This is a genomic window from Zobellella maritima (assembly GCF_003075035.1).
Taxonomy (GTDB): Bacteria; Pseudomonadota; Gammaproteobacteria; order Enterobacterales; family Aeromonadaceae; genus Oceanimonas; species Oceanimonas maritima.
This window is the reverse complement of record NZ_QCZE01000002.1, coordinates 14558-35537: the sequence shown is the minus strand read 5'-3', so window position 1 is coordinate 35537 and position 20980 is coordinate 14558. Positions and strand designations below refer to the sequence as shown.

The 20980-nt window shown below is 60.5% G+C and carries 20 protein-coding genes; 9 read left to right on the top strand and 11 right to left on the bottom strand.

Annotated features, from left to right (window positions below; genetic code table 11):
* Positions 1 to 82: 82 nt before the first annotated feature.
* Together DCS96_RS12045 and DCS96_RS12040 are read right to left on the bottom strand one after the other, a co-directional pair.
* Positions 83 to 337: a DUF3630 family protein gene (locus DCS96_RS12045; protein ID WP_232818263.1), complete on the bottom strand. Its 255-nt coding sequence runs from the start codon at positions 335 to 337 to the stop codon at positions 83 to 85.
* Entirely contained in the window at positions 337 to 1773 is a 1437-nt protein-coding gene (locus DCS96_RS12040) for a protein adenylyltransferase SelO (protein WP_116474657.1), read from the bottom strand. Before DCS96_RS12040 ends, DCS96_RS12045 begins: the two co-directional genes overlap by 1 nt.
* A gap of 119 nt (positions 1774 to 1892) precedes the next feature.
* On the opposite strand from DCS96_RS12040, the gene DCS96_RS12035 reads away from it, so the two are divergent.
* Positions 1893 to 2192, top strand: coding sequence for a c-type cytochrome (locus DCS96_RS12035; RefSeq protein WP_116474656.1), 300 nt, complete (start codon positions 1893 to 1895; stop codon positions 2190 to 2192).
* A gap of 26 nt (positions 2193 to 2218) precedes the next feature.
* Here the strand turns inward: DCS96_RS12035 and recQ are convergent, their stop codons facing one another.
* Positions 2219 to 4045 carry a DNA helicase RecQ gene (gene recQ, locus DCS96_RS12030; protein WP_116474655.1) on the bottom strand — a complete coding sequence of 609 codons (1827 nt, stop codon included), beginning with the start codon at positions 4043 to 4045 and terminating at the stop codon, positions 2219 to 2221.
* Positions 4046 to 4278: 233 nt separating this feature from the next.
* Between recQ and rarD the strand changes: the two genes are divergently transcribed.
* The 3 genes from rarD to DCS96_RS12015 all read left to right on the top strand — a co-directional run bounded on the left by rarD (position 4279) and on the right by DCS96_RS12015 (position 6689).
* Complete coding sequence (gene rarD / locus DCS96_RS12025) at positions 4279 to 5199, top strand: EamA family transporter RarD (RefSeq protein ID WP_116474654.1); 921 nt, start codon at positions 4279 to 4281, stop codon at positions 5197 to 5199.
* 4 nt (positions 5200 to 5203) lie between these two features.
* Positions 5204 to 5992, top strand: a complete 789-nt coding sequence (locus tag DCS96_RS12020; protein ID WP_116474653.1) for an AraC family transcriptional regulator — start codon at positions 5204 to 5206, stop codon at positions 5990 to 5992.
* 61 nt (positions 5993 to 6053) lie between these two features.
* Positions 6054 to 6689, top strand: a complete 636-nt coding sequence (locus DCS96_RS12015) for a LysE family translocator (RefSeq protein ID WP_116474652.1) — start codon at positions 6054 to 6056, stop codon at positions 6687 to 6689.
* Between the two features lie 225 nt (positions 6690 to 6914).
* Here DCS96_RS12015 and uvrD read toward each other — a convergent pair whose 3' ends face one another.
* From uvrD to lptM, 7 genes are all read right to left on the bottom strand, one after another.
* Positions 6915 to 9083, bottom strand: a complete 2169-nt coding sequence (gene uvrD / locus DCS96_RS12010) for a DNA helicase II (RefSeq protein ID WP_116474651.1) — start codon at positions 9081 to 9083, stop codon at positions 6915 to 6917.
* A gap of 163 nt (positions 9084 to 9246) precedes the next feature.
* The gene (locus DCS96_RS12005; RefSeq protein ID WP_116474650.1) at positions 9247 to 9954 is read right to left on the bottom strand and encodes an HAD-IA family hydrolase; all 708 of its coding nucleotides are present in this window, start codon (positions 9952 to 9954) and stop codon (positions 9247 to 9249) included.
* Between the two features lie 128 nt (positions 9955 to 10082).
* On the bottom strand, positions 10083 to 11000 hold the full coding sequence (xerC, locus tag DCS96_RS12000) for a tyrosine recombinase XerC (RefSeq protein WP_116474649.1): 918 nt from the start codon (positions 10998 to 11000) through the stop codon (positions 10083 to 10085).
* Positions 10987 to 11670, bottom strand: a complete 684-nt coding sequence (locus DCS96_RS11995; protein WP_116474648.1) for a DUF484 family protein — start codon at positions 11668 to 11670, stop codon at positions 10987 to 10989. Before DCS96_RS11995 ends, xerC begins: the two co-directional genes overlap by 14 nt.
* Positions 11667 to 12494 (bottom strand): diaminopimelate epimerase, encoded by an 828-nt coding sequence (gene dapF, locus DCS96_RS11990; RefSeq protein ID WP_116474647.1) that lies wholly within the window; start codon positions 12492 to 12494, stop codon positions 11667 to 11669. Before dapF ends, DCS96_RS11995 begins: the two co-directional genes overlap by 4 nt.
* A 9-nt stretch (positions 12495 to 12503) precedes the next feature.
* Complete coding sequence (gene lysA, locus DCS96_RS11985; RefSeq protein ID WP_116474646.1) at positions 12504 to 13760, bottom strand: diaminopimelate decarboxylase; 1257 nt, start codon at positions 13758 to 13760, stop codon at positions 12504 to 12506.
* A gap of 11 nt (positions 13761 to 13771) precedes the next feature.
* A complete protein-coding gene (gene lptM / locus DCS96_RS18610) occupies positions 13772 to 13894 on the bottom strand; it encodes an LPS translocon maturation chaperone LptM (RefSeq protein ID WP_157953632.1) in 123 nt (40 codons plus the stop codon).
* Positions 13895 to 13966: 72 nt separating this feature from the next.
* On the opposite strand from lptM, the gene cyaY reads away from it, so the two are divergent.
* Positions 13967 to 14278: an iron donor protein CyaY gene (gene cyaY / locus DCS96_RS11975; RefSeq protein WP_116474644.1), complete on the top strand. Its 312-nt coding sequence runs from the start codon at positions 13967 to 13969 to the stop codon at positions 14276 to 14278.
* 19 nt (positions 14279 to 14297) lie between these two features.
* On the opposite strand, the gene DCS96_RS11970 is transcribed toward cyaY, so the two are convergent.
* The gene (locus tag DCS96_RS11970; protein ID WP_232818262.1) at positions 14298 to 16817 is read right to left on the bottom strand and encodes a class I adenylate cyclase; all 2520 of its coding nucleotides are present in this window, start codon (positions 16815 to 16817) and stop codon (positions 14298 to 14300) included.
* A gap of 203 nt (positions 16818 to 17020) precedes the next feature.
* Here DCS96_RS11970 and hemC point away from each other — a divergent pair, with 203 nt between their 5' ends.
* From hemC to DCS96_RS11950, 4 genes are read left to right on the top strand one after another with little or no spacing between them, the layout of a single operon-like run.
* Positions 17021 to 17950 carry a hydroxymethylbilane synthase gene (gene hemC, locus DCS96_RS11965; protein WP_116474643.1) on the top strand — a complete coding sequence of 310 codons (930 nt, stop codon included), beginning with the start codon at positions 17021 to 17023 and terminating at the stop codon, positions 17948 to 17950.
* Entirely contained in the window at positions 17947 to 18699 is a 753-nt protein-coding gene (locus DCS96_RS11960; RefSeq protein ID WP_116474642.1) for a uroporphyrinogen-III synthase, read from the top strand. The genes hemC and DCS96_RS11960 overlap by 4 nt, the downstream gene beginning before the upstream one ends.
* Complete coding sequence (locus DCS96_RS11955; RefSeq protein ID WP_116474641.1) at positions 18689 to 19780, top strand: uroporphyrinogen-III C-methyltransferase; 1092 nt, start codon at positions 18689 to 18691, stop codon at positions 19778 to 19780. Before DCS96_RS11960 ends, DCS96_RS11955 begins: the two co-directional genes overlap by 11 nt.
* Before the next feature lie 10 nt (positions 19781 to 19790).
* Entirely contained in the window at positions 19791 to 20969 is a 1179-nt protein-coding gene (locus DCS96_RS11950) for a heme biosynthesis HemY N-terminal domain-containing protein (RefSeq protein ID WP_116474640.1), read from the top strand.
* The last annotated feature ends 11 nt before the right edge of the window (positions 20970 to 20980 follow it).

Sequence of the window (20980 nt, the reverse complement as noted above, 5' to 3'; positions counted from 1 at the left end):
CCTGCAGTACCGGGTTGGAAGGCAAGCGGGAAAAGAAGAAGTTGATAACGAGGGACTAGCCAATCCCTCGTTTCCACTGTGCTCAGTCGTTCCAACGGCCGGCCAGCCAGTCAGCCACCGGCTGATCCTGCTCGCTCAGGGGGCTGAACCAGGCACAGTCAAGATAATGCTGGTAACAGAGCAGCAGACGGGTGCCTTCAAATTCCACCAACCACTGGTGATAGTCGGCCCCGATCTCCTGTTCTATCAGCCGCAGTTCCAGGGTGTCTACCAGGGCGGCGGCCCAGGCGGGGAAGCTGTCCATGGTCAGCGGGGGTTCGGTTGTCAGTATGTTCATCATGAGCTGCAGGATACACAGATTTGTTTGGCCCATTCCGGCGCCGGCTGGGCATAGGATTCGGCTTCGGGCTGTTCATCGAAGGGACGACGCAAGACGGCCAGCAGCCGCTCGCATTCGCCCATGTTCCCCTGTTCAGCCTCCTTGATGGCCTGCTCCGCCAGGTGGTTGCGCAGCACGTATTTGGGGTTGATCAGATCCATCTGCGCTTTTTTCTCCGCCTGCTCACGGTGCTCGACCGCCAGCCTAGCCTGATAGCGGCGGAACCATTGCTGCCAGGCATCGGGCTTGGCCAGCAGGGCCAGGATCGCCTCGGGCACGGGGTGGCCGGCCTCGAGGCTCGATAGCCGGCGGAACCAGGCGGTATAGTCCACCTTCTGCTCGGCCATCAGCTCGAACATCTGCCGGAACAGCTCGGGATCCTCGTCCTGCCAGCCGCTTAACCCCAGTTTCTGTCGCATCAACTCGGAAAAGGTCGACAACAGGCCATACTCGTATTTGCCCAGGGCCTCCTGCAGCTGCTCGATGGGGATCAACCTGGACAGGGCCTGGGCCAGACGCTGCAGATTCCAGAAACCCACCGCCGGCTGCTGATCATAGGCGTAGCGACCGGCATGGTCCGAGTGGTTGCAGATATGGAAGGGATCATAAGCATCGAGAAAGCCGTAGGGACCGTAGTCCAGGGTCAGCCCCAGGATCGACATGTTGTCGGTATTCATCACCCCGTGGCAGAAACCCACCGCCTGCCATTGGGCAATCAAGCGCGCGGTGCGCTCCACCACCCGCTCGAACAGGGCCGCATAACCCTGTTGGTCCTTGGTCAGATCCGGCCACTGAGTGTCGATCAGGTAATCGAGCAGGGCGGCAATATGCTGTTCTTCACCGCTGTAAAAGAAGTATTCGAAATGACCGAAGCGCACATGGCTGGCGGCAGCGCGCAACAGGGCGGCGCCGGTTTCCACCTCTTCCCGGTACACCGGCTCGTCACTACCCACCAGACAAAGGGCACGGGTGGTGGGAATGCCCAGGTAGTGCATGGCTTCGGATGCCAGATATTCACGAATCGAAGAACGCAACACGGCCCGGCCATCACCGAAGCGGGAATAGGGGGTCTTACCGGCACCTTTCAGGTGCAAATCCCAGCGCTGGCCATCGGGTGCCTCCACCTCGCCCAGCAACAGGGCGCGGCCATCCCCCAGCCGCGGACTGTAGCCACCGAACTGATGGCCGGCATAAACCTGGGCGAACGGCTCCATCCCGGCCGGCAGCCGGGTACCGCTGGTGATCTCCAGCCACTGGCGATCACTCAGCCCTTGCAGCCCCATCTGACTCGCCAACTCATGGTTAACCAACAGCAACCGGGGGTCCGTCAACGGCGTGGGTTCAACCCGGGTGCCGGCCCAGTCAAAAGTCGCATACAAATTCTTTAATATCACACTTTCATCCTCTGGCCTGCACCAGCGTTTTATTTTTCACCATAGCTTACTTTATACTGCTTCTGCTCAATAAAGGAGCCCGGAAGCAATTCGTCTTTCTAACAATAACGGAGTCCACGATGAAGAAATTGATGACAGCCGCCGCCATGCTGGCCTTGCTCAGTGCCCCTGCCTTCGCGGCCGGTGACGCTGCCGCCGGCAAATCCAAGGCTGCGGTCTGTGCTGCCTGCCACGGTGCCGAAGGTATCTCCGCCATAGATATCTACCCCAACCTGGCCGGTCAGAAAGAAGGCTACCTGGTAAAACAGCTGAAAGCCTTCCGCGACGGCGATCGTAACGACCCCATCATGGCACCCATGGCCAAGCCCCTGTCTGATCAGGATATCGAGGATCTGGCCGCCCACTTCGCCGGCCTGTAATGTGCTAAGGTCCGCCCTTGCGGGCCTTATCCCTGCCGGCGTAGCAGCGCCAGAAAGGCCGCACCGTAACGTTCCAGCTTGCGTACCCCTACGCCGTTGATGCCCAGCAGTTCTGCCTCTGTGCGTGGCCGGTAACGGGCCAGCTCGGTCAGGGTGGCATCGCTGAACACCACATAGGGCGGCACGTCGGCTTCCTCCGCCAGGCTCTTGCGCAGTTGGCGCAGCTCCTTGAACAGGGCCCTGTCTTCGGCCCGGCTGAGCACCGACTCTCCCTTGTCCTTCTGCCTGACTCGCACCAGCCGGGGCTCGGCCAGTTGCAGTGACACCTCGGCACGCAGTACCGGACGGGCCGCCTCGGTCAGCTGCAATACCATGTTACGGGTAATATTCTGGGTCAACAGCCCCAGATGGATCAGCTGGCGGATCACGCTGACCCAGTGCTCCTGGCTTTTGTCCCGACCGATACCATAGGTGGATAACTTGTCATGGCCATGGTCACGCACCCGCTGGGTGGCGGCGCCGCGCAACACTTCCACCACATACATGACACCGAAGTGCTGACCGACCCGGTACACACAGGACAACGCCTTGCGCGCGTCTTCGGTGCCGTCATAACTCTGGGGCGGGTCCAGGCAGATATCGCAGTTGCCGCAGGGCTGGCTCTGGTAGTCGCCGAAATAGTTGAGCAGGACCTGGCGCCGACAGGTCAGTGACTCGGCAAAAGCCGCCATCACATTGAGCTTGTACAGCTCCACCTGCAGCTGCTGCTCGTTATCGCTGTTTTCCAGCAGCCGCCGCACCCGGCCGACATCGGCCGGATCATAGAGCAGCAGCGCCTCCGAAGGCAGGCCATCCCGTCCGGCCCGGCCGGTTTCCTGATAATAGGACTCGATATTCTTGGGAATGTCATAGTGCACTACATAGCGCACATTGGGCTTGTCGATGCCCATACCGAAGGCCACGGTCGCCACCACAATGTCGACATCGTCACGAATAAACTGCTCCTGCACCGACTGGCGCAGCGCCAGCGGCAGGCCCGCATGGTAGCTGGCCGCCCGGTAGCCCCGGGACAGTAGCCGCTCGGCCACCTCTTCCACCCGCTTGCGGCTGGAACAATAGACGATGCCGCACTGGCCCTGCTGCTCGGCCACATAGCGCAACAGCTGGTCGATCCCCTTGAACTTTTCCACCAGGGTGTAGCGGATATTGGGCCGGTCGAAACTGGCGATATGGATCAGGGGGTCATGCAGGCCCAGCCGGCCCAGCATATCCTGGCGGGTAGCCTCGTCGGCGGTGGCGGTCAGCGCCATCACCGGAATATGGGGAAACCACTGCTTGAGCCTGCCCAGTTCCGCATATTCGGGCCGGAAGTCATGACCCCACTGGGAAATACAGTGGGCCTCGTCGATGGCAAACAGCGCCAGCTGCAGTTCGCCGAGTCGCTCCATAAACTCATGCTGCAGCAGGCGCTCCGGCGACACATAGACCAGCTTGATCTCGCCCCGGCGCATGGCGGCGAAATGGCGCACCATCTCTTCGCGGCTCAGGGCGCTGTTGATATAGACGGCGGCCACCCCGTTGGCCACCAGGCTGTCTACCTGATCCTTCATCAGGGAAATCAGCGGCGACACCACTATGGTCAATCCGGGCCGCAACAGGGCGGGGATCTGGTAGCAGATGGACTTGCCACCGCCGGTGGGCTTGATGACCAGGGCATCGCGGCCATCGGCCACCGAGCGGATAATGTCTTCCTGACCGTCCCGGAAGCTCTGGTAGCCGAACACCTGCTGCAACACCGCCAGGGGCGTATCGGGGATGGCCAGGGCCTGGGGCTGTTCGGGCAAGGCAGTCATGTGAATCCGCTATTTCAGAAGGAAGGGGCATTGTAAAGCAGGGGGGGCAAACAATAAACCGGGCCGGCCATGGGTATCTTCCCCGGCGGCCGGCCGAACGGCGCCAGGATGCAGCCCTGCCGGCAACAGACGGGGATCGGAACTGGCCCGGTTATTTAGTTATATTTGCTACTGGCCAGCGGCCGGCTATTGTGGCTAAACTAGTTTTCTACCTTCTTGCCAGATTTCTTGCTATGGAAAAAGATCACGCCGCCCAGGGTGCCCTGTACGCCCTCGGGGCCTATTTTCTATGGGGCATAGCCCCCATCTATTTCAAACAGCTGATGCATGTGCCGGCCTATGAGATCCTCACCCACAGGGTGATCTGGTCCTTTCTGCTACTGCTGGCACTGATCAGCGCACTCGGCTACTGGCCCAGGGTCAGGGCCATGCTGCGCGAACCCAAACACCTGCTGATGCTGCTAACCTCTTCGGTCATCATAGGGCTGAACTGGCTGATCTTTATCTGGGCGGTCAATAACGATCATATGCTGGACGCCAGCCTGGGCTACTACATCAACCCCCTGTTCAACATAGTGCTGGCCATGCTGTTCCTGGGGGAGCGCTTCCGGCCCACTCAGTGGCTGGCGGTGGCGCTGGCCTGCAGCGGCGTGGCGATCCAGTTGCTGGTATTCGGCAGCCTGCCTTGGGTGGCGCTGGTGCTGGCCACCTCCTTCGGCTGCTATGGGCTGATCCGCAAGAAGGTGCCGGTCGATCCCTTTACCGGCTTGATGCTGGAAACCCTGGTCCTGCTGCCCGCCGCCGCCCTCTACCTGTGGGGATTTGCCGACAGCGCCACCAGCCAGATGAGCCACAACTCCCTGAACACCAACCTGTTGCTGATCTCCGCCGGGCTGGTAACCACGGCACCTCTGCTGCTGTTCGCCGGGGCCGCCAGGCGGCTCCGGCTGTCGACCCTGGGCTTTTTCCAGTACCTGGGTCCCAGCCTGATGTTCCTGCTGGCGGTGCTGCTCTATGACGAACCCTTTACCCTCGACAAGGCGATCACCTTTGCCTTGATCTGGGTGGCACTGGTCATCTATACCCTGGACGGCGTCAAGCAGCGGCGGCGCAATTCTTTACAAAACGACCCCTCGGCGGTACCGCTAAAATAGGGCCATGAACACTGCCAGATACTGGAAACATCCTTCACTGCCGGGCATGGAACTGTGCCTGGCTGACCATGCCGCCTTCAGCTACGGTCGGCATGTTCATCTCGACTACCATATCGGTCTGGTCGAATCGGGTGCCCAGAAGTTTATCCATAAAGGCAGTTCGGCGCCGCTAGCCGCGGGCCGGCTGTCGCTGCTCAACCCGGATATCGCCCATGACGGCGGCTGCTTCGACGAACGAGGCTTCCGGGTCCGGGTATTTTCCATCGCCCCGGAGCTGATGGCCAGCCTGGCCAACGAGCTGGAACAGCCCCTCCCCTTCTTCGGCCAACCCCTGTTGGATCATCCCGACCTGTACCGGCAAAGCCTGGCCCTGCATCGGCGGCTGGAACAGGGATGGCTCGACTGCCGGGAAGCCGAGAGCCAGCAGTTGAGCCTGTTGTCCGCCTTCTTCCCCCAGGCGGGCAACCGGCCATTGGCCACCGACACCCTGCTCAAGATCAGGGAGCGGTTGCTTGCCGAGCCGGCCCTGCCCCATAGTCTGACACAGCTGGCCGATGAACAGGGCCTGTCGCGCTTCCAGTTTTTACGCCGGTTCAAGGCGGCGGTTGGTATCACCCCTCACGCCTACCTCAAGCGATTGCGCCTGGAAACGGCCAAGAAATACCTGGCTTCCGGCGCTACCGTTGCCGACACCGCCCAAGCGGTGGGCTTTTTCGATCAGGCTCACTTCCACCGCGCCTTCGTGGCCGCCTATCGCATCACCCCGGCCCGCTTTCGCAGCCAAATGCAATAACTTACAAGCCGGCCGTCGTCCGACTCCTTAACCTGTGGGCAACTCATCGCAGGAGCCAAACATGAATCTCTCACTTCTTTTGACAATAGGCGTCATCCACCTGGCGGCATTGGCCAGCCCAGGACCGGATCTGGCGCTGATGCTGCGCTTTTCGGTCCACCGCCGAGTGGCGCTGGGTGCGGCGGTAGGCATCGCCGCCGGCATCCTGGTGCACAGCGTACTGAGCATCACCGGGATCAGCCTGCTGCTCCAGGGCCATACGCTGCTGTTTACCCTGGTACGGCTGGCGGGGGCTGTATATCTCGGCTGGCTGGGCCTGTCCGCGCTACGGGCAGCCCTCTTCCCACAACAGGTGGCCGGCACCACGGAAGGGTTTACCCCAGGCCTGCCGGCCCACGGCTTCTGGACCGGCTTCAGCACCAATTTGCTCAACCCCAAGGCCCTGGTGTTTTTTATCGGCCTGCTCGCCGCCCTGGTCGGCCCGGAAATCAACTGGCTGACCCGCACCGCCCTGGTGGTGGAACTGTTCCTGCTGAGCCTGGCCTGGTTTGTGTTGCTCGCCTGGTGGCTGTCATCGCCGCGGGTGCAGGCCCGGTTGCTGGCCTGGGGTCGCCCGCTCAATGGCCTGTGCGGCCTGTTGTTCTGCGGTGTGGCCGGCTCCATCCTGTGGCTGGTGCTGGGTGAGAGATTGAGGTAGCTGCGCCTGGCCGACTGCCAGAGAACAGCCAACTAAATAACGGTCTGAGGAGCCCGCCGGCCAACGACGCCCGGGACGGCGAGGGAGCAAAAGGTTCCCGAAAACCCGGGAAACGGACGAAACAAGCAAAGTGAGGAATGAAACCAAGCCCGGACCAATAACAAGCATGATTCGTCCGGGTTGATTTTTACTTATGGCTGACCGCTTACGACTTGCCGCTGTCTGTTAAAGCGCTTCCAGCCGGGCATAGGCGGTGACCAGCCATTTGGCGCCGCCATCGTCGAAGTTGACCTGTACCCGACTCTGGGCGCCGGCGCCTTCGAAGTTGAGCACTATGCCTTCGCCGAACTTGGGATGCGCAACCCGCTGGCCAAGGCGGAATCCGGTCTGGTCGAAGGTCTGCTGTACCCTGTCCTGGCTGAAGCGACCGTTGGGCATCGCCCGGCTAACGGTCGCCTTGAGCCGGATCTCCTCCAGGCAATCGCCGGGCAGTTCCCTGATAAAACGGCTGGGTCGGTGGAACATTTCCCGGCCATAGAGCCGCCGGCTCTCCGCGTGGCTGATATACAACTTGCGCATGGCCCGGGTCATGCCCACATAGGCCAGCCGCCGCTCTTCCTCCAGCCGTTGGCTCTCTTCCGCCGACTGCTGGCTGGGAAACATGCCTTCCTCCACGCCCACCATGAACACCAGCGGGAATTCCAGGCCCTTGGCAGAGTGCAACGTCATCAGCTGGACCGCATCGTCGAACTGATCCGCCTGGCCCTCGCCCGCCTCCAGCGCCGCATGAGACAGGAACGCAGACAGCAGCGGCATATCGTCCTCTTCCGACGGGGTGAACTGACGGGTGGCGCTGACCAGTTCCTCCAGGTTTTCCACCCGGGCCTGGGCCTTTTCGCCTTTTTCGGCCTGATACATGGCCTTGAGCCCGGACAATTCGATCACCCGGTCGGCCTGCACATGCAGCGGCAACTCGCGGGTATCGTCCTCCAGCTGGTTGATCAGCGCCAGGAAGCGGCTGACCGCCGATGCGGCCCGCCCGGTGAGGATTTTTTCCTCCACCAGCGCCCAGGCCGACTGCCACAGGGTCAGCTGACGATCCCGGGCCGCATCGCGAATCAGCCCCAGGGTACGCTCGCCGATACCACGGGTGGGTGTATTGACGATGCGCTCGAACGCCGCCTCGTCGCCCCGGTTGTTGATCAGCCGCAGGTAGCCGAGGGCGTCCTTGATTTCCTGACGTTCGAAGAAGCGCAGGCCACCGTAGATACGGTAGGCAATACGCTCCTGGATCAGCGCCTCTTCCAGCACCCGTGACTGGGCGTTGTTACGGTAGAGGATGGCGGCTTCGCTCAGGGTGCCGTCCTGCTGCCGCCACTGCTTGATGCGTTCCACCACGAAGCGGGCTTCATCCACCTCGTTGAAGGCGCCATAGAGGGCGATGGGTTCGCCTTCGCTGCCTTCGGTCCACAGCTCCTTGCCCATGCGCTCGGCATTGTTGGCGATCAGGGTGTTGGCGGCCTTGAGGATGGTGCCGGTGGAGCGGTAGTTCTGCTCCAGGCGAATGGTGTCAGAACCGGGGAAGTCGGCCAGGAAGCGGGCGATATTTTCCACCCGGGCACCGCGCCAGCCGTAGATGGACTGGTCGTCGTCACCCACTATCATCACCCGGGCGCGATCGCCGGCCAGCATCCGCAGCCAGGCGTACTGGATGCTGTTGGTATCCTGGAACTCGTCCACCAGGATATGGCGGAACCTGTCCTGGTAGTGGGCCAGAATATGGGGCTGGTGCAGCCACAGCTCATGGGCACGCAGCAGCAATTCGGCGAAGTCCACCAGCCCGGCCCGATCGCAAGTATCCTGATACACCTGATAGATGCGCTGGTAGGTTTGCTGCAGGGGATCATTCAGTACCTGGATGTCCTTGGGGCGCAAGCCTTCGTCTTTGCGGGCATTGATAAAGCCGGCGGCCTGCCGTGGCGGCCACTGTTTCTCGTCCAGGTTCATGCTTTTCAGGATCCGGCGCAGCAGCCGTAGCTGGTCGTCCGAATCGAGGATCTGAAAATCCTGGGGCAGGCCGGCATCCAGGTGATGGGCGCGCAGCAGACGATGGGCCAGGCCATGGAAGGTGCCGAGCCAGAGCCCGAACAACTGGCCGCCGAGCAGCTGCTCGACGCGCGCGCGCATTTCCGCCGCGGCCTTGTTGGTAAAGGTCACCGCCAGTATGGCCGAGGCCGGCGCCTGCTCAACCTGCATCAACCAGGCGATGCGATGCACCAGCACCCGGGTCTTGCCGCTGCCGGCGCCGGCCAGCACCAGCATGTTCTGGGCGGGGGCCGCCACGGCCTCCCTTTGCTTGTCGTTCATGCCGTCAAGCAGGCTGGATACATCCATCACAACTCCTGTCTGTACTTTAAAAGCAATACCGGGCGTTTAGAGAACAGGGGGGTGGTCTAAGCCATCGTCGAGCATACAGGAAAGTACTTGCTGCGTGTTGGCATGGCCACCCTCTGTTCCGATAGCGCAGAGGCTGACCGGTATTGCGGTATGCCGGCGATTATAACAGCTCCAGCAGCTGCTCCAACCGCTCCAGGGTAAGATGGGGCAAACAGCTTAACCCGGCTTCTGACTGGTTGGCGTCGTTCAGCCACACCGCCTGGCAGCCACTGAGTACGGCCCCGGCCACATCCGTGCTTCTGTGGTCACCGATATGCAGTATCTCAGCCAGACTCACTCCGGCCTGTTCGGCCAGTCGCTGGAACATGTCCGGGGCCGGCTTCATCCGGCCGTCCCTGCCCGCCTGCAGCACCAGTTCGAAATAGGGGGCCAGCTCGGTATGCTCGATCGGCAGGTTGCCATTGGTAATCACCGCCAGCCGGTAGTGTCTGCCCAGGGCGGTCAACACCCTGTGGGTGGCCTCCGGTACCTGAATTCGGCCACGCACCGCCAGGAACCCCCGGTAGTATTCTTCCGCCAGCTCCCTGGCCCGGCCGTTGGCCACGCCCTGCCGGGTCAGCCCTTCGGTCAGCACAGCCAGCCGGCAGGCACCGACATCATGGGCCAGCTCGGGTCGGGCCTGTAATACTTGCCGCTTTATGGTCGCCAGGCTGGCCTTGTCGAGCAGGGTCGACTCCGGGTGATCATGCTTGAGCGCATCCAGCAGCCAGTTTTCCGCCGCCGCGATCACCGGCACATTGTCGTACAGGGTATCATCCAGATCGAAGCTGACCACCTTGATGGATGTCAGTCGTTTATAAAAGCGCATGGGGTCTCCCTTGACGATAAAAGATGTCGGCCCAAGGACCGACCTACGCACTATACAGATTGATGAAAGGGCACTGCCAAGCCAAGGCTCGACCTCGCTTGACCCTTGACCTTATGGTTCGACCTTGCTCACTCTTCATCCTTCTTGCCGCGCCTGGCCCTGGGATGGGCCTGATCATAGGCCTTGGCCAGGTGCTGAAAGTCGAGGTGGGTATAGATCTGGGTGGTGGCCAGATCCGCATGGCCCAACAGCTCCTGCACGGCCCGCAGATCGCCGCTCGACTCCAGCATATGGGTGGCGAACGAATGGCGCAGCTTGTGCGGGTGAATATGACTGGACAGCGCCTGCCTGCTGCCCCACTCCGCCAGCCGCAGCTGCACGCTGCGATGAGAGATACGCCGTTGCTGCTTGCTGACAAACAGCGCCTGCTCAGCGGGGCCGGCGAGGGAGTCACGCACCTTGAGCCATTTATCCAGCCATTCCAGCGCCATCCTGCCCACCGGTAATATACGTTGCTTGTTGCCCTTACCGGTCACCCGCACCTGCCGCTCGGCAAACTGGATATCTCCCAGATCCAGCGCTACCAGCTCGGCCAGGCGCAGTCCGGAAGAGTACATCAGCTCCATCATGGCCCGATCGCGCAGCGCCAGCGGATCCGACTCGTCGATATTCATCAGCTGATGCAGTTCATCCACATCCAGGTTTTTCGGCAGCGGTCGGCCCTGCTTGGGCGCACTCACGTCTTTGGCGGGATTGGCGGCCAGCAGACCACGCTGGATCAGCCAGTCGCAGAAACTGCGCAGCGCGCTCAGCTGGGTGGCAATGGAACGGGGTGCCAGACCCCGCTTATGCATACGGGTGGCCAGCCCCCGTACATGGCTGACGGACAGCTCCCGCCAGCAGTCGAGGCCAAGTTCCGCCAGCTGGCTGGCCATGGCGGTAAGATGCCGCCGGTAACCATCCCGGGTATGCGGACTAAGCTGGCGCTCGACCCGCAGGTAGTCGATAAAGTCGGCAATGTCGGTGGTCAGCTCAGGGCTGCTCATCAGCCACCAGCCTGGGCAACAGCAGCGACACCACATCGGCCAGCTGGCTGAGGAACAGGGTGTCCTTTTCCGCCCCGTAATGTCCCGCATCGACGCTGCCGAAGGCCAACAGCCCCTGCTCGCCCCTGGCGCCCAACCGCACCAGGGCACAGGAGCTGACCATGGCATCACCGAACAGCCGCTGTTTTTCGTCTTTGCCGAGCCGTCCCAGATAGATATCCCTGCTGACCATGCGCTCCCGGTACAAACGCTCCAGCTGCTCGCCGGACAATGTCGATGACACCGGCCGCCAACGCGGATCGATCACCAGCATGATGGCCGACAGCCGCAGTTGCTGCTGGAAGGTGCGGGCCAGCAGCCGCTCCAGTTGACTGAGGCTGGAGCAGGCGAACAGCCGGGGGAACAGATCCACATAGACCCGGAAAATGCGTTCGTTCTCTCCGGCCACCGTCATCAGCCCGGTAATCTCCTCTTCCAGGGCCTGGATGCGCTGGCGCTGACGCTCCAGCCTGGCTTCCACCAGGGAAATGCTGCCTTTCTGCTCATGGGGCAGTCTGAGTCGTTCCAGCAGTGCGCCGTGACGCACGAAGAAGTCAGGGGTATCCCGCAGGTAGTCCGCTACCTGCGCCTCATCCAGTTCGGTGTCGTCCACCAGGGTACCGTCTGTCATAGGTTAAGCTGTCCATCGAAGACATGTTCGGCCGGCCCCGTCATATAGACGGGCTTGCCCGGGCCTTTCCAGGAAATGGTCAGGGTGCCGCCCGGCAGATGGATCTGCACCCGCTCTGCCAGCTTACCCCAGCTCATGCCCATCACGGCGGCGGCACAGGCGCCGGTGCCGCAGGCCAGGGTTTCACCTGCACCCCGTTCGAAGACCCGCAGGCGGGCCTCCTTGGCATTTATTATCTGCATAAAGCCGACATTCACCCGTTCTGGGAACCGTTCATGGCATTCCAGCTCGGCCCCCAGGGTTTCAACCGGTGCCGTGTTCACATCATCGACTTCCAGCACGCAGTGAGGGTTACCCATGGACACGGCGCCGCACATCAGGGTCTGCTCCCGGGTGCGAACCAGGTAGGTTTTTTCCGCCTTCTGCGCCTTGAAAGGGATATTGGCCGGCTCGAATTCGGGTACCCCCATATTGACGGTGACCTGGTTGTCATTTTCCAGCTGCAGCACTATGGTGCCTTTCTGAGTGCTGACTCTGACCCTGTCCTTGTTGGTGAGCCCCTTGAGCCGTACGAAACGGGCGAAGCAACGGGCGCCGTTGCCGCATTGCTCCACCTCGGAGCCGTCGGCATTAAAGATGCGGTAATGAAAATCCAGCTCGGGATCATAGGGGGGTTCGACCAGCAGCAGCTGATCGAAACCGATACCAAAATGACGGTCCGCCAGCTGGCGGATCACCTCGGGGTTGAAGAACACCTTCTGGGTCACCCCGTCCACCACCATGAAATCGTTGCCCAGGCCATGCATCTTGGAAAAATGAATCACGACAACCTCTTATGCGTCGGGCAACAGGGTTTCGCCCTGCCACAGTTCGGCCAGCTGTTCCCGCTCCCGCACCACATAGGCCTGATCCCCATCCACCATGATCTCGGCGGCACGGGGCCGGCTGTTATAGTTGGACGCCATCACAAAGCCATAGGCGCCGGCCGAGCGAACCGCCAGCAGGTCGCCTTCGGCGATGGCAAGCTCGCGGTCCTTGCCGATGAAGTCGCCGGTCTCACACACGGGCCCAACCACATCATAGACCGCCGCCTCGCGCTGCAAATTTAGATCCGTGGGGATGATAGCCTGCCAGGCGCTGTACAGGGCCGGGCGGATCAGGTCGTTCATGGCCGCATCGACGATGGCGAAGTTCTTGGCTTCGCTGGGTTTCAGGTGCTCCACCCGGGTCAACAGCACACCGGCATTGGCCGCGATGGCCCGGCCCGGTTCAAACACCAGGGTCAGATCGCGGTTGCTGAGCCGGGCTTTCAACTGCTCCGCATAGCGGCTGGGCTCGGGTGGCGCCTCCTGATCATATTTCACACCCAGTCCGCCCCCCACATCCAGATGACGGATATGAATACCTTCGGCGGCCAGGTTATCGATCAACAACAGCAGCTTGTCGACCGCCTCCAGGAAGGGGGACAGCTCGGTCAGCTGGGAGCCGATATGGCAGTCCACGCCGCTGACATTGAGGTGCGGCAAGGCAGCCGCCTGACGGTAGATGTCCAGGGCCTGTTCGATGGGAATGCCGAACTTGTTCTCTTTCAGGCCGGTGGAGATATAGGGATGGGTACCGGCGTCAATATTCGGATTGACCCGGATGGAGATGGGCGCCTGAAGGCCCATCTCGCCGGCCACCCGGTTGATGCGCTCCAGCTCCGCCACCGATTCGACATTAAAGCAGAAGATGTCCTGTTCCAGGGCGAAGCGGATTTCGTCAACACGCTTGCCGACTCCGGAAAACACCACCTTGCGGGGATCACCACCGGCGGCGATCACCCGGCACAATTCGCCCTTGGAGACGATATCGAAGCCGGAGCCCAGGCGGGCCAGCACGTTGAGCACCGCCAGGTTGGAGTTGGCCTTGACCGCATAACAGATCAGATGCTCCACTTCACCGGCAGCCTGATCGAAGGCATGCCAGTGGCGCTCCAGGGTCGCCCGGGAATAGACGTACAAGGGGGTGCCGTGTTGTTCGGCCAAACGGGCGAGTTCGCAGGCTTCACCAAAGAGGTGGCCGTTATCCTGATAATTAAAGTAATCCAAGGTTCTTCCCTTTAAGGTTGCGCAACCTGAGTGCTGTTCTGTTCGGCCTGGGGCAGGGTCAGGGGGCCTTTGAGGCCGCAGCCCGCCAGGGTCAGTGCCAGGGCAGCGAGAACGGTCAGCTTGATTTTGTGCATCATATGACTGTGAATATGGTTCCAGGCTCTTATAATCGCATTCAGATTCTCAAAAGCAATAGGAAGCAGGCGATGAACGACAGTGAATTCCATGCCTTGGCGGACGCCATTTATCAGCATATAGAAGAATGCATCGATCAGAGCGGAGTCGATATCGATTGCGAGACCATCGGTGGGGTCATGAACCTGACCTTCGAGAACGGCATCAAGTTTGTACTCAACCGCCAGGAGCCCCTGCACCAGATCTGGCTGGCCACCCGGGAAAACGGCCACCATTTCGCCTACCAGGAGGGCCGCTGGATAGATAACCGCCAGGGCCATGAGCTGATGGCCTGGCTGACCCTGCAGGCACAACGCCAGGGTGACACCGAAATCACGTTTTAATCGCGGCGGTACCGGCTCCTCAGCCGGTACAGGCCCGGGAACTGTCCTTGTCTTCCTTGACGCTGCGGTAGGGTAATACCTGCGCTAGGCCATCGTCCCCGGCCACAATTTCGTAGTACTGGGGCAGGTTGAAGTTGGCGAAGTTGCCGGCAGGCGGCTGGTGTTCGTGGTTGGAGGTGTAGAAGCGGTTGATGCTTTGCACCAGCTCATCCTTGCTGCCGAACACATCCGGGTATACCTCGATACGGTTGGTTTCATCCAGTATGTACAGGTTGAAGCCTTCCTCCGTATCTTCAAAGAAAAACTGCATCAGGCCTTCGCTGGCATAGGCATCGACGATATCCGGCACCGCCCTGTCTTCGGTCTTGTCCAGGCGCAGGGCGTGGCGATGCTGTTTCTGGGCGGACAGCTGGTTGTAGAAATCCACCGCATTCTCCAACTTCTGTACGCTGACTCCGCGACGCTCGAAGAAGATGCCGTATTTTTCCCGGCCCAGCACCAGCGTCTTGACGGCGCTTTCCCGCTGACGGGCCAGCCGCAGCTTGACGCTTTCTTTCACCAGCTGTTCGAAACGGGTACGCAACAGGCTACGGAAGTGCCGGCTGTAGCAGAATACGTTCAGGCTTTCCGGTCCGCTGGCATCCTGATGCATCTTGCCGAGTATGGTGGTCAGAGCATCCACAACCGCCGTCGGCCCGTTGAAATGCAGGGTGCGGATCTCGTCCCAGGAGTTGCGGTACAGGATATCCACCGACCCCACCAGGTTTTCCAGCTGGTGGCCAAAGCTGAAGGGATCGCTGGTTTCGGCGCTGAATTCGATGGCCTTACCCTGCCAGTGACTGGTGGGATCGACCTCCAGGTTGAGGAAGATGCCCAGGTTGCGCACCTCACAGGGACGACTCAGGGCCAGGTTGGTCGGGGCGGGACAACGCACCGGAAAGGTTTGTGCCAGATCGCGACAAAATTCCCGCAGATGCTGATGGATCACGTCCGATCCCTGATTAAACAGGTGCACCCGGGTTGCCGGCACCAACAGACCGTTAAAATGCGCCCAGGCCACCAGCTTGCTGATGTAAGCATTGTATTCCAGAGGGCTGCGACCGATGATCTCGCCCGGGGTCAGGCCATATTTATACAGATACCAGCCGGCCCTGTTGACCTTGCCCTCCGGCACCTGCACCAGGCTGATGTCGGCCTCGCTCAGGTTGGGGGCTATCTTGAGGTTGATCAACCGCACCTTGCCGGGCAGGTTCTCGAACGCCGCATACAGCTTGCGCGACAGTATGCCGATATCCTCCGGGTTGATGGACTCGCTGATGTTGTTACGACGGGCAAACTGGATAAGGTTGCGATAGCTGTGCATCAGCGCATCAAGCAGCTCGCCGTAGGCGGTTTTCACCTCTTCCACCCGCCAGTTGGCCCTGTTGTTCAGGTAGGCGAGCTTGTCTTCCGACCAGCCCCATTCCGCCACCAGCCGGCTTATCAGCTGATTCCGCCAGCCGTACTGTTCGTTATCCCCGTGAGTCAGATGCAACCCTTCCGATACCTTGAGATAGAAACAGCGCCGCACCAGATCTAGCCGGGTGGTGTCACCGATCGAGCTCAGATAGTCGGTGACCTTTTTCAGCATCAGCATATAGTGATCCTGACGCTCGTCCAGTTGCTCGGCGGTCTGAAAGTGTCCCTTCAGATCACGACACAGCAGCTGGGTATCCGGATATTCATGGGAATAGGCCTCCATCAGCACGGTTTTCAGCACCGCCTTGTAAGGCGAATCTATGCCTTTATACAGCTGCCACAGGGCGGCACCGAAATATTCCTCGGCCGGAATACGGGCAAAGCCCCCCAGGTCCAGCCATTCATCGCTGTTCAGGGTGCCGTTGGCAAACTGCTCGGTCACAAACTTGTCGTAGTTGGGCCCCAGCTTGCCCGGGGCAAACATCCATACCAGCTTCTTGCCGGCGATCCGCAGGTGGCTGCGATAAAACTCATCCAGTAGCAGCAGATGCTGGGCACTGCCGCAGCTTTCGCCTTCGACCCATTGCTGGTTGTCGGTACGGAATTTATTGTCGGGAATAAGAAACAGGTTCAGTTCAACCTGCCGTTGTTCGGCCCACTTGGAGATCAGCAGACATTTTTGTTGCAGCAGCTCGACCCGCTCAACAGGCAGGTGGTGGGAATAACATACCCAGATATCCAGATCCGAATGCCGGCACTGACCGATGGAGGAGGTACTGCCCATGGAATAGAGGCCGAAGATCTCTGGACTCTCATTGTGCAATCCCTGGCAGCCATTCGCCGCCAGGCACAGCTCATCTATAAATTCCTGCTGCCGCCGGTTGGGCTGGAAATGACAGACACCTGCAGGCACCTTCCCCGGCACAAAGCCCGGTAACAGAGGGTGATGATAATGCAGCAACACGGGCAACAGCTGGAAAACCTGCTGGCCGTGACGGCTCATAACGGCGAGCGCCCGAGCCTGTTTTTGCTGATTAAACTGTTCACATCGCTCAACGAGTCGATGAAAATTCTCGTGCAAGGATAGGGCCTTTGGTTGACCGACAACGACCTTACAGGTCAAAAGTGTGATCATGGTAACAATTAGCCAAGGAATGAACAACATGTTCGATGACACATTCCTGCAACATCTTGATGCACAACCAATCCGTGCGCCTTTCTTCCCTGAAATCGGCTGTCAAGGGTGATAATATCGGGACATCAAGGACCAACACAGAGACGCAAATGGCCAGTCGCATTATCCGTATCGCCACCCGCAAAAGTCTGCTTGCCCTGTGGCAGGCCAACCATGTCAAGGCGCGCCTGGAGGCACTCCATAGCCATATCCAGGTTGATCTGGTACCCATGACCACCAAGGGCGATGTACTGCTCGACACCCCCCTGTCCAAGGTTGGCGGCAAAGGCCTGTTCGTCAAGGAACTGGAAGTGGCCATGCTCGAAGGCCGCGCCGACATCGCCGTCCATTCCATGAAGGATGTGCCGGTGGAATTCCCCCCGGGCCTGGGGCTGTCGGTTATCTGTGAACGGGAAGATCCCCGGGATGCCTTTGTATCCAATGATTATGCCTGCCTGGACGAACTGCCCGCCGGGGCCGTAGTCGGCACCGCCAGCCTGCGCCGGGAATGCCAGATCCGCGCCCGCCGTCCGGATCTGGTGGTCAAGACCCTGCGCGGCAATGTCCAGACCCGACTGCGCAAGCTGGATGAGGGGGAATACCATGCCATCATTCTGGCGGCGGCCGGCCTGAAACGACTGGAGCTGGACGAGCGCATTAAGGCGCTGATGAGCCCGGAAGAAAGTTTGCCCGCCAATGGTCAGGGCGCCGTCGGTATCGAATGTCGGCTGGATGATCAGGAATTGCTGGCGCTGCTCGCCCCCCTGGACCACCAGCCAACCCGTTTGCGGGTGCTGGCCGAGCGCGCCATGAATCACGGCCTGGAAGGAGGCTGTCAGGTACCGATCGGCGCCTATGCCGAGCTGGAGGGCGACCAACTGTGGTTGCGCGGCCTGGTAGGCCGGCCGGACGGCAGCCAGATTATCCATGATGAAATTCGCGGCCCGGCCGACACCGGCGAACAGTTGGGCCAGACCCTGGCTAAACGGCTACTGGCCCAGGGAGCCGATCGGATACTGGACGAGATCTACAAGGCATGACCCCTCTGGTCGTCAGACCCGAGCCCCAGTCCGAATCTCTCTGTCGGCAGCTGGCTGCGGCGGGACATCAACCCGTAACCTGTCCGTTGCTCGACTTTGCCGCCGGCCGGGATATTTCCCGATTGGGTCCAAAGCTGGCATTATGCGGTCCCCGGGATTATGTGATAGCGGTCAGCGTACAGGCGGTGACTTTTGCCGATAATGCGCTGAAAAGCCAAAATCGACCTTGGCCAGATACCCATTATATTGCCGTCGGCGAGGCCACGGCACAGGCCTTTGCCAGCATCGGCATCCGTCGGGTCAGTGTGCCCGATGACCCCCGTTCGGAGGGGATCATCGCCCTGCCCGAATTGCAACAACCGGCAGGCAGACAGGTGATTATCCTGCGCGGTGATGGCGGTAGAGACCTGATAGCCCCGACCCTCGAGGCCTGGGGCGCCCGGGTGCGCTATTGCGAGGTCTATCGTCGCCAATATCGACCGGATCCCGACGGAGGGCTGGTGAAAGGTTGGCAGAGACAGGGTGTCGACAGTATCATCGTCACCAGTGGCGGATTGCTGAACCATCTTTTTCAGCTGGCTGCCACCCGAGCAAAGGACTGGCTGCTTAGCCGTTTGTTGATAGTACCCAGTGAGCGGGTGGCCCAAGCAGCCAAGACACTGGGATTTACTCTGGTCATCAATGCAGAAGGTGCATCCAACCAGGCGCTGCTCAAAGCGCTGGATGAGAGGAAAAGGAATGACAAATAATAACCAAGACAAGCAAGCCAAACCCGTGACGAGCAGCGCCGTGCCTGAAAAAGCGGCCGGAAAGCCGGTTGAACCGGCAGCAACCCAGCCCCGGGCCAAAGAGAAAAAATCCTCTTCCTCAGCCATAGTGCTGGCTGTCATCGCCATAGTGCTGGCCATACTGCTGACCGCCGGCTTGTATTGGCATGGGCATAATCAGACCGTGGCCCAGACAGCGCAACTGGCCAAACTGGAGGCCGAGCTGACACGCCAACAGGCCGCTCAGGCCGCCCTGCAGTCCCATCTGGGCAGACTGGACAACAGCCAGACCAGTACCGACGAACAGCTCGCCGGCCTGTCACGCAAGGTACTGGATCTGGACAACAAGCGCCCCAGCGACTGGATGCTGGCCGAGGCTGAATACCTGGTGAGGATGGCCGGTCGCAAACTCTGGCTGGAGCAGGATGTGGTCGCTGCCGCCATGATGCTGGCCAATGCCGACGCCCGTCTCGCCGCCCTCAATGATCCCAGCCTGGTGGCCGTACGCCAGGCGCTGGCCCAGGACATCGCCAGCATCAAGTCGCTGAAAAAGGTCGACCGGGAGGGCCTGGTGATCAAGCTGAATACCATTAACGACCAGGTTGACAAGCTCAAGTTGGCCGGCATTGTTATGGCCGAAGCAGCCGAGCCCGATCATACCCTGTCCGAATCGGTCACCGACTGGAAAGAAAACCTCAAGAAGAGCTGGGCCGGCTTCAGTGAAAACTTTGTGACCGTGCGTCGTCGGGACGGCAAGGTGGAAGCCCTGATCTCTCCTCAGCAGCACTGGTACCTGACCGAAAACCTCAAGGGCAAGCTGCTGCAGGCCCAGCTGGCGGTCTACCGTGAGCAACAGGCGGTCTACGACAGCTCCCTGGCCCAGGCCAGTGAATGGCTGACTGACTACTATGCGGACGACAGCGTACGTCAGTTCATGCTGGAGCAGATAGCCCAGCTGCGTGACCAGCAAATCGATGTGGAGTATCCCGAGCAGTTCAGTGCCCAGGATCGTCTGCAACAGCTGCTGGATGACCGGCTGCAACGCCTGTTAACCGGTTTATAAGGGGGAGACCATGATACGCCTCGCCATTATTGTCGCCTTCCTGGCCGCCGGCCTGATTATCGGCCCGGATATCGCCGGTCGTCAGGGCTATGTGCTGATCGCCGCTGGCCAATATACTATCGAATCGACTGTCACCGTGCTGCTGATTTCGGCCGTGCTGTTCTATCTGCTACTGCTGTTTCTGGAATGGCTGCTGGGCCGTATGTTTGGCCTGAGCCACCGCACCCGCGGCTGGTTTATCGGCCGCCGCCGTCGCAAGGCGCTGAATTTCACCCAGACCGGCATGCAGGCCCTGGTGGCCGAGGATTATGCCACCGCCGAAAAAATGCTGGTCAAGGGCACCAAGGGTAACGAGCTGGCGTTGCTCAACTATTTGAATGCCGCCACCGCCGCCCAAGCCCAGGGAAACGACAGCAAGCGGGATGATTACCTGCGTCAGGCTCACGAGCAGAGCCCTGGCGCCAGCCTGGCGGTGGGGATTACCCAGGCCAAGCTGCAGATACAGCAGGGCCAGCTTGATCAGGCCCTGGCCGGCTTGGAGCAGTTGGAACAGGATCACGGCAGCCAGCCGGCCCTCCTCAAGCTGCAGAAAGAGGTCTACCTGGCCTTGGGTGAATGGGAAAAGCTGCTGGCCATCCTCGACAACCTGAGCCGTAAGCAGCTGATTCAGGACGATGAAAAACAACGTCTTCAGCAACAGGCCTATGAGGGCTGGTTTGATCGCACCGCCCGACAGGACGGCAGCGAAGGCCTGCTCAATGCCTGGCAGGGATTGCCCCGCAAGCAGAAGTACCAGCCCGATATCCTGATTCCCCTCTGCGATCGACTGATCCATCTGAAGGCTCACCAGGAGGCTCAGCAACTGCTGCTGGACGGTATGGACAAGCATGCCGACAATCGCCTGCTGGCCTGCATGACCCAGCTGCAACTGAGTGATTATCACCCCCTGTTGACCATACTGGAAAAGCGGGCCAAACAGGAAAACAGCCATCAACTGCATTCGGTATTGGGCCAGTTGTATCTGAAGGACAATCAGCCCAAAGAGGCCGAGGAACACCTGCAGAAGGCGGTGGCCCTCCAGCCAGAGGCCCGGGACTATGTGCTGCTGGCCGGCCTGGCTGAACAGCGCAAGGACCTGGCCAAGGCCAATGACTACTACCGACACAGCCTGGCGCTCAAAACGGCCTGAGCCGTGTTCTT

Bases quoted from the DNA above. Each gene is read 5' to 3' on its own strand.
- DCS96_RS12035 (WP_116474656.1), top strand. From the start codon at position 1,893: ATGAAGAAATTGATGACAGCCGCCGCCATGCTGGCCTTGCTCAGTGCC.
- DCS96_RS12015 (WP_116474652.1), top strand. From the start codon at position 6,054: ATGAATCTCTCACTTCTTTTGACAATAGGCGTCATCCACCTGGCGGCA.
- lptM (WP_157953632.1), bottom strand. From the start codon at position 13,894: ATGCACAAAATCAAGCTGACCGTTCTCGCTGCCCTGGCACTGACCCTG.
- DCS96_RS11950 (WP_116474640.1), top strand. From the start codon at position 19,791: ATGATACGCCTCGCCATTATTGTCGCCTTCCTGGCCGCCGGCCTGATT.
- uvrD (WP_116474651.1), bottom strand. From the start codon at position 9,083: ATGGATGTATCCAGCCTGCTTGACGGCATGAACGACAAGCAAAGGGAG.
- DCS96_RS12005 (WP_116474650.1), bottom strand. From the start codon at position 9,954: ATGCGCTTTTATAAACGACTGACATCCATCAAGGTGGTCAGCTTCGAT.
- rarD (WP_116474654.1), top strand. From the start codon at position 4,279: ATGGAAAAAGATCACGCCGCCCAGGGTGCCCTGTACGCCCTCGGGGCC.
- xerC (WP_116474649.1), bottom strand. From the start codon at position 11,000: ATGAGCAGCCCTGAGCTGACCACCGACATTGCCGACTTTATCGACTAC.
- DCS96_RS11995 (WP_116474648.1), bottom strand. From the start codon at position 11,670: ATGACAGACGGTACCCTGGTGGACGACACCGAACTGGATGAGGCGCAG.
- DCS96_RS12020 (WP_116474653.1), top strand. From the start codon at position 5,204: ATGAACACTGCCAGATACTGGAAACATCCTTCACTGCCGGGCATGGAA.
- DCS96_RS11960 (WP_116474642.1), top strand. From the start codon at position 17,947: ATGACCCCTCTGGTCGTCAGACCCGAGCCCCAGTCCGAATCTCTCTGT.
- hemC (WP_116474643.1), top strand. From the start codon at position 17,021: ATGGCCAGTCGCATTATCCGTATCGCCACCCGCAAAAGTCTGCTTGCC.
- DCS96_RS11955 (WP_116474641.1), top strand. From the start codon at position 18,689: ATGACAAATAATAACCAAGACAAGCAAGCCAAACCCGTGACGAGCAGC.
- cyaY (WP_116474644.1), top strand. From the start codon at position 13,967: ATGAACGACAGTGAATTCCATGCCTTGGCGGACGCCATTTATCAGCAT.
- recQ (WP_116474655.1), bottom strand. From the start codon at position 4,045: ATGACTGCCTTGCCCGAACAGCCCCAGGCCCTGGCCATCCCCGATACG.
- DCS96_RS12045 (WP_232818263.1), bottom strand. From the start codon at position 337: ATGAACATACTGACAACCGAACCCCCGCTGACCATGGACAGCTTCCCC.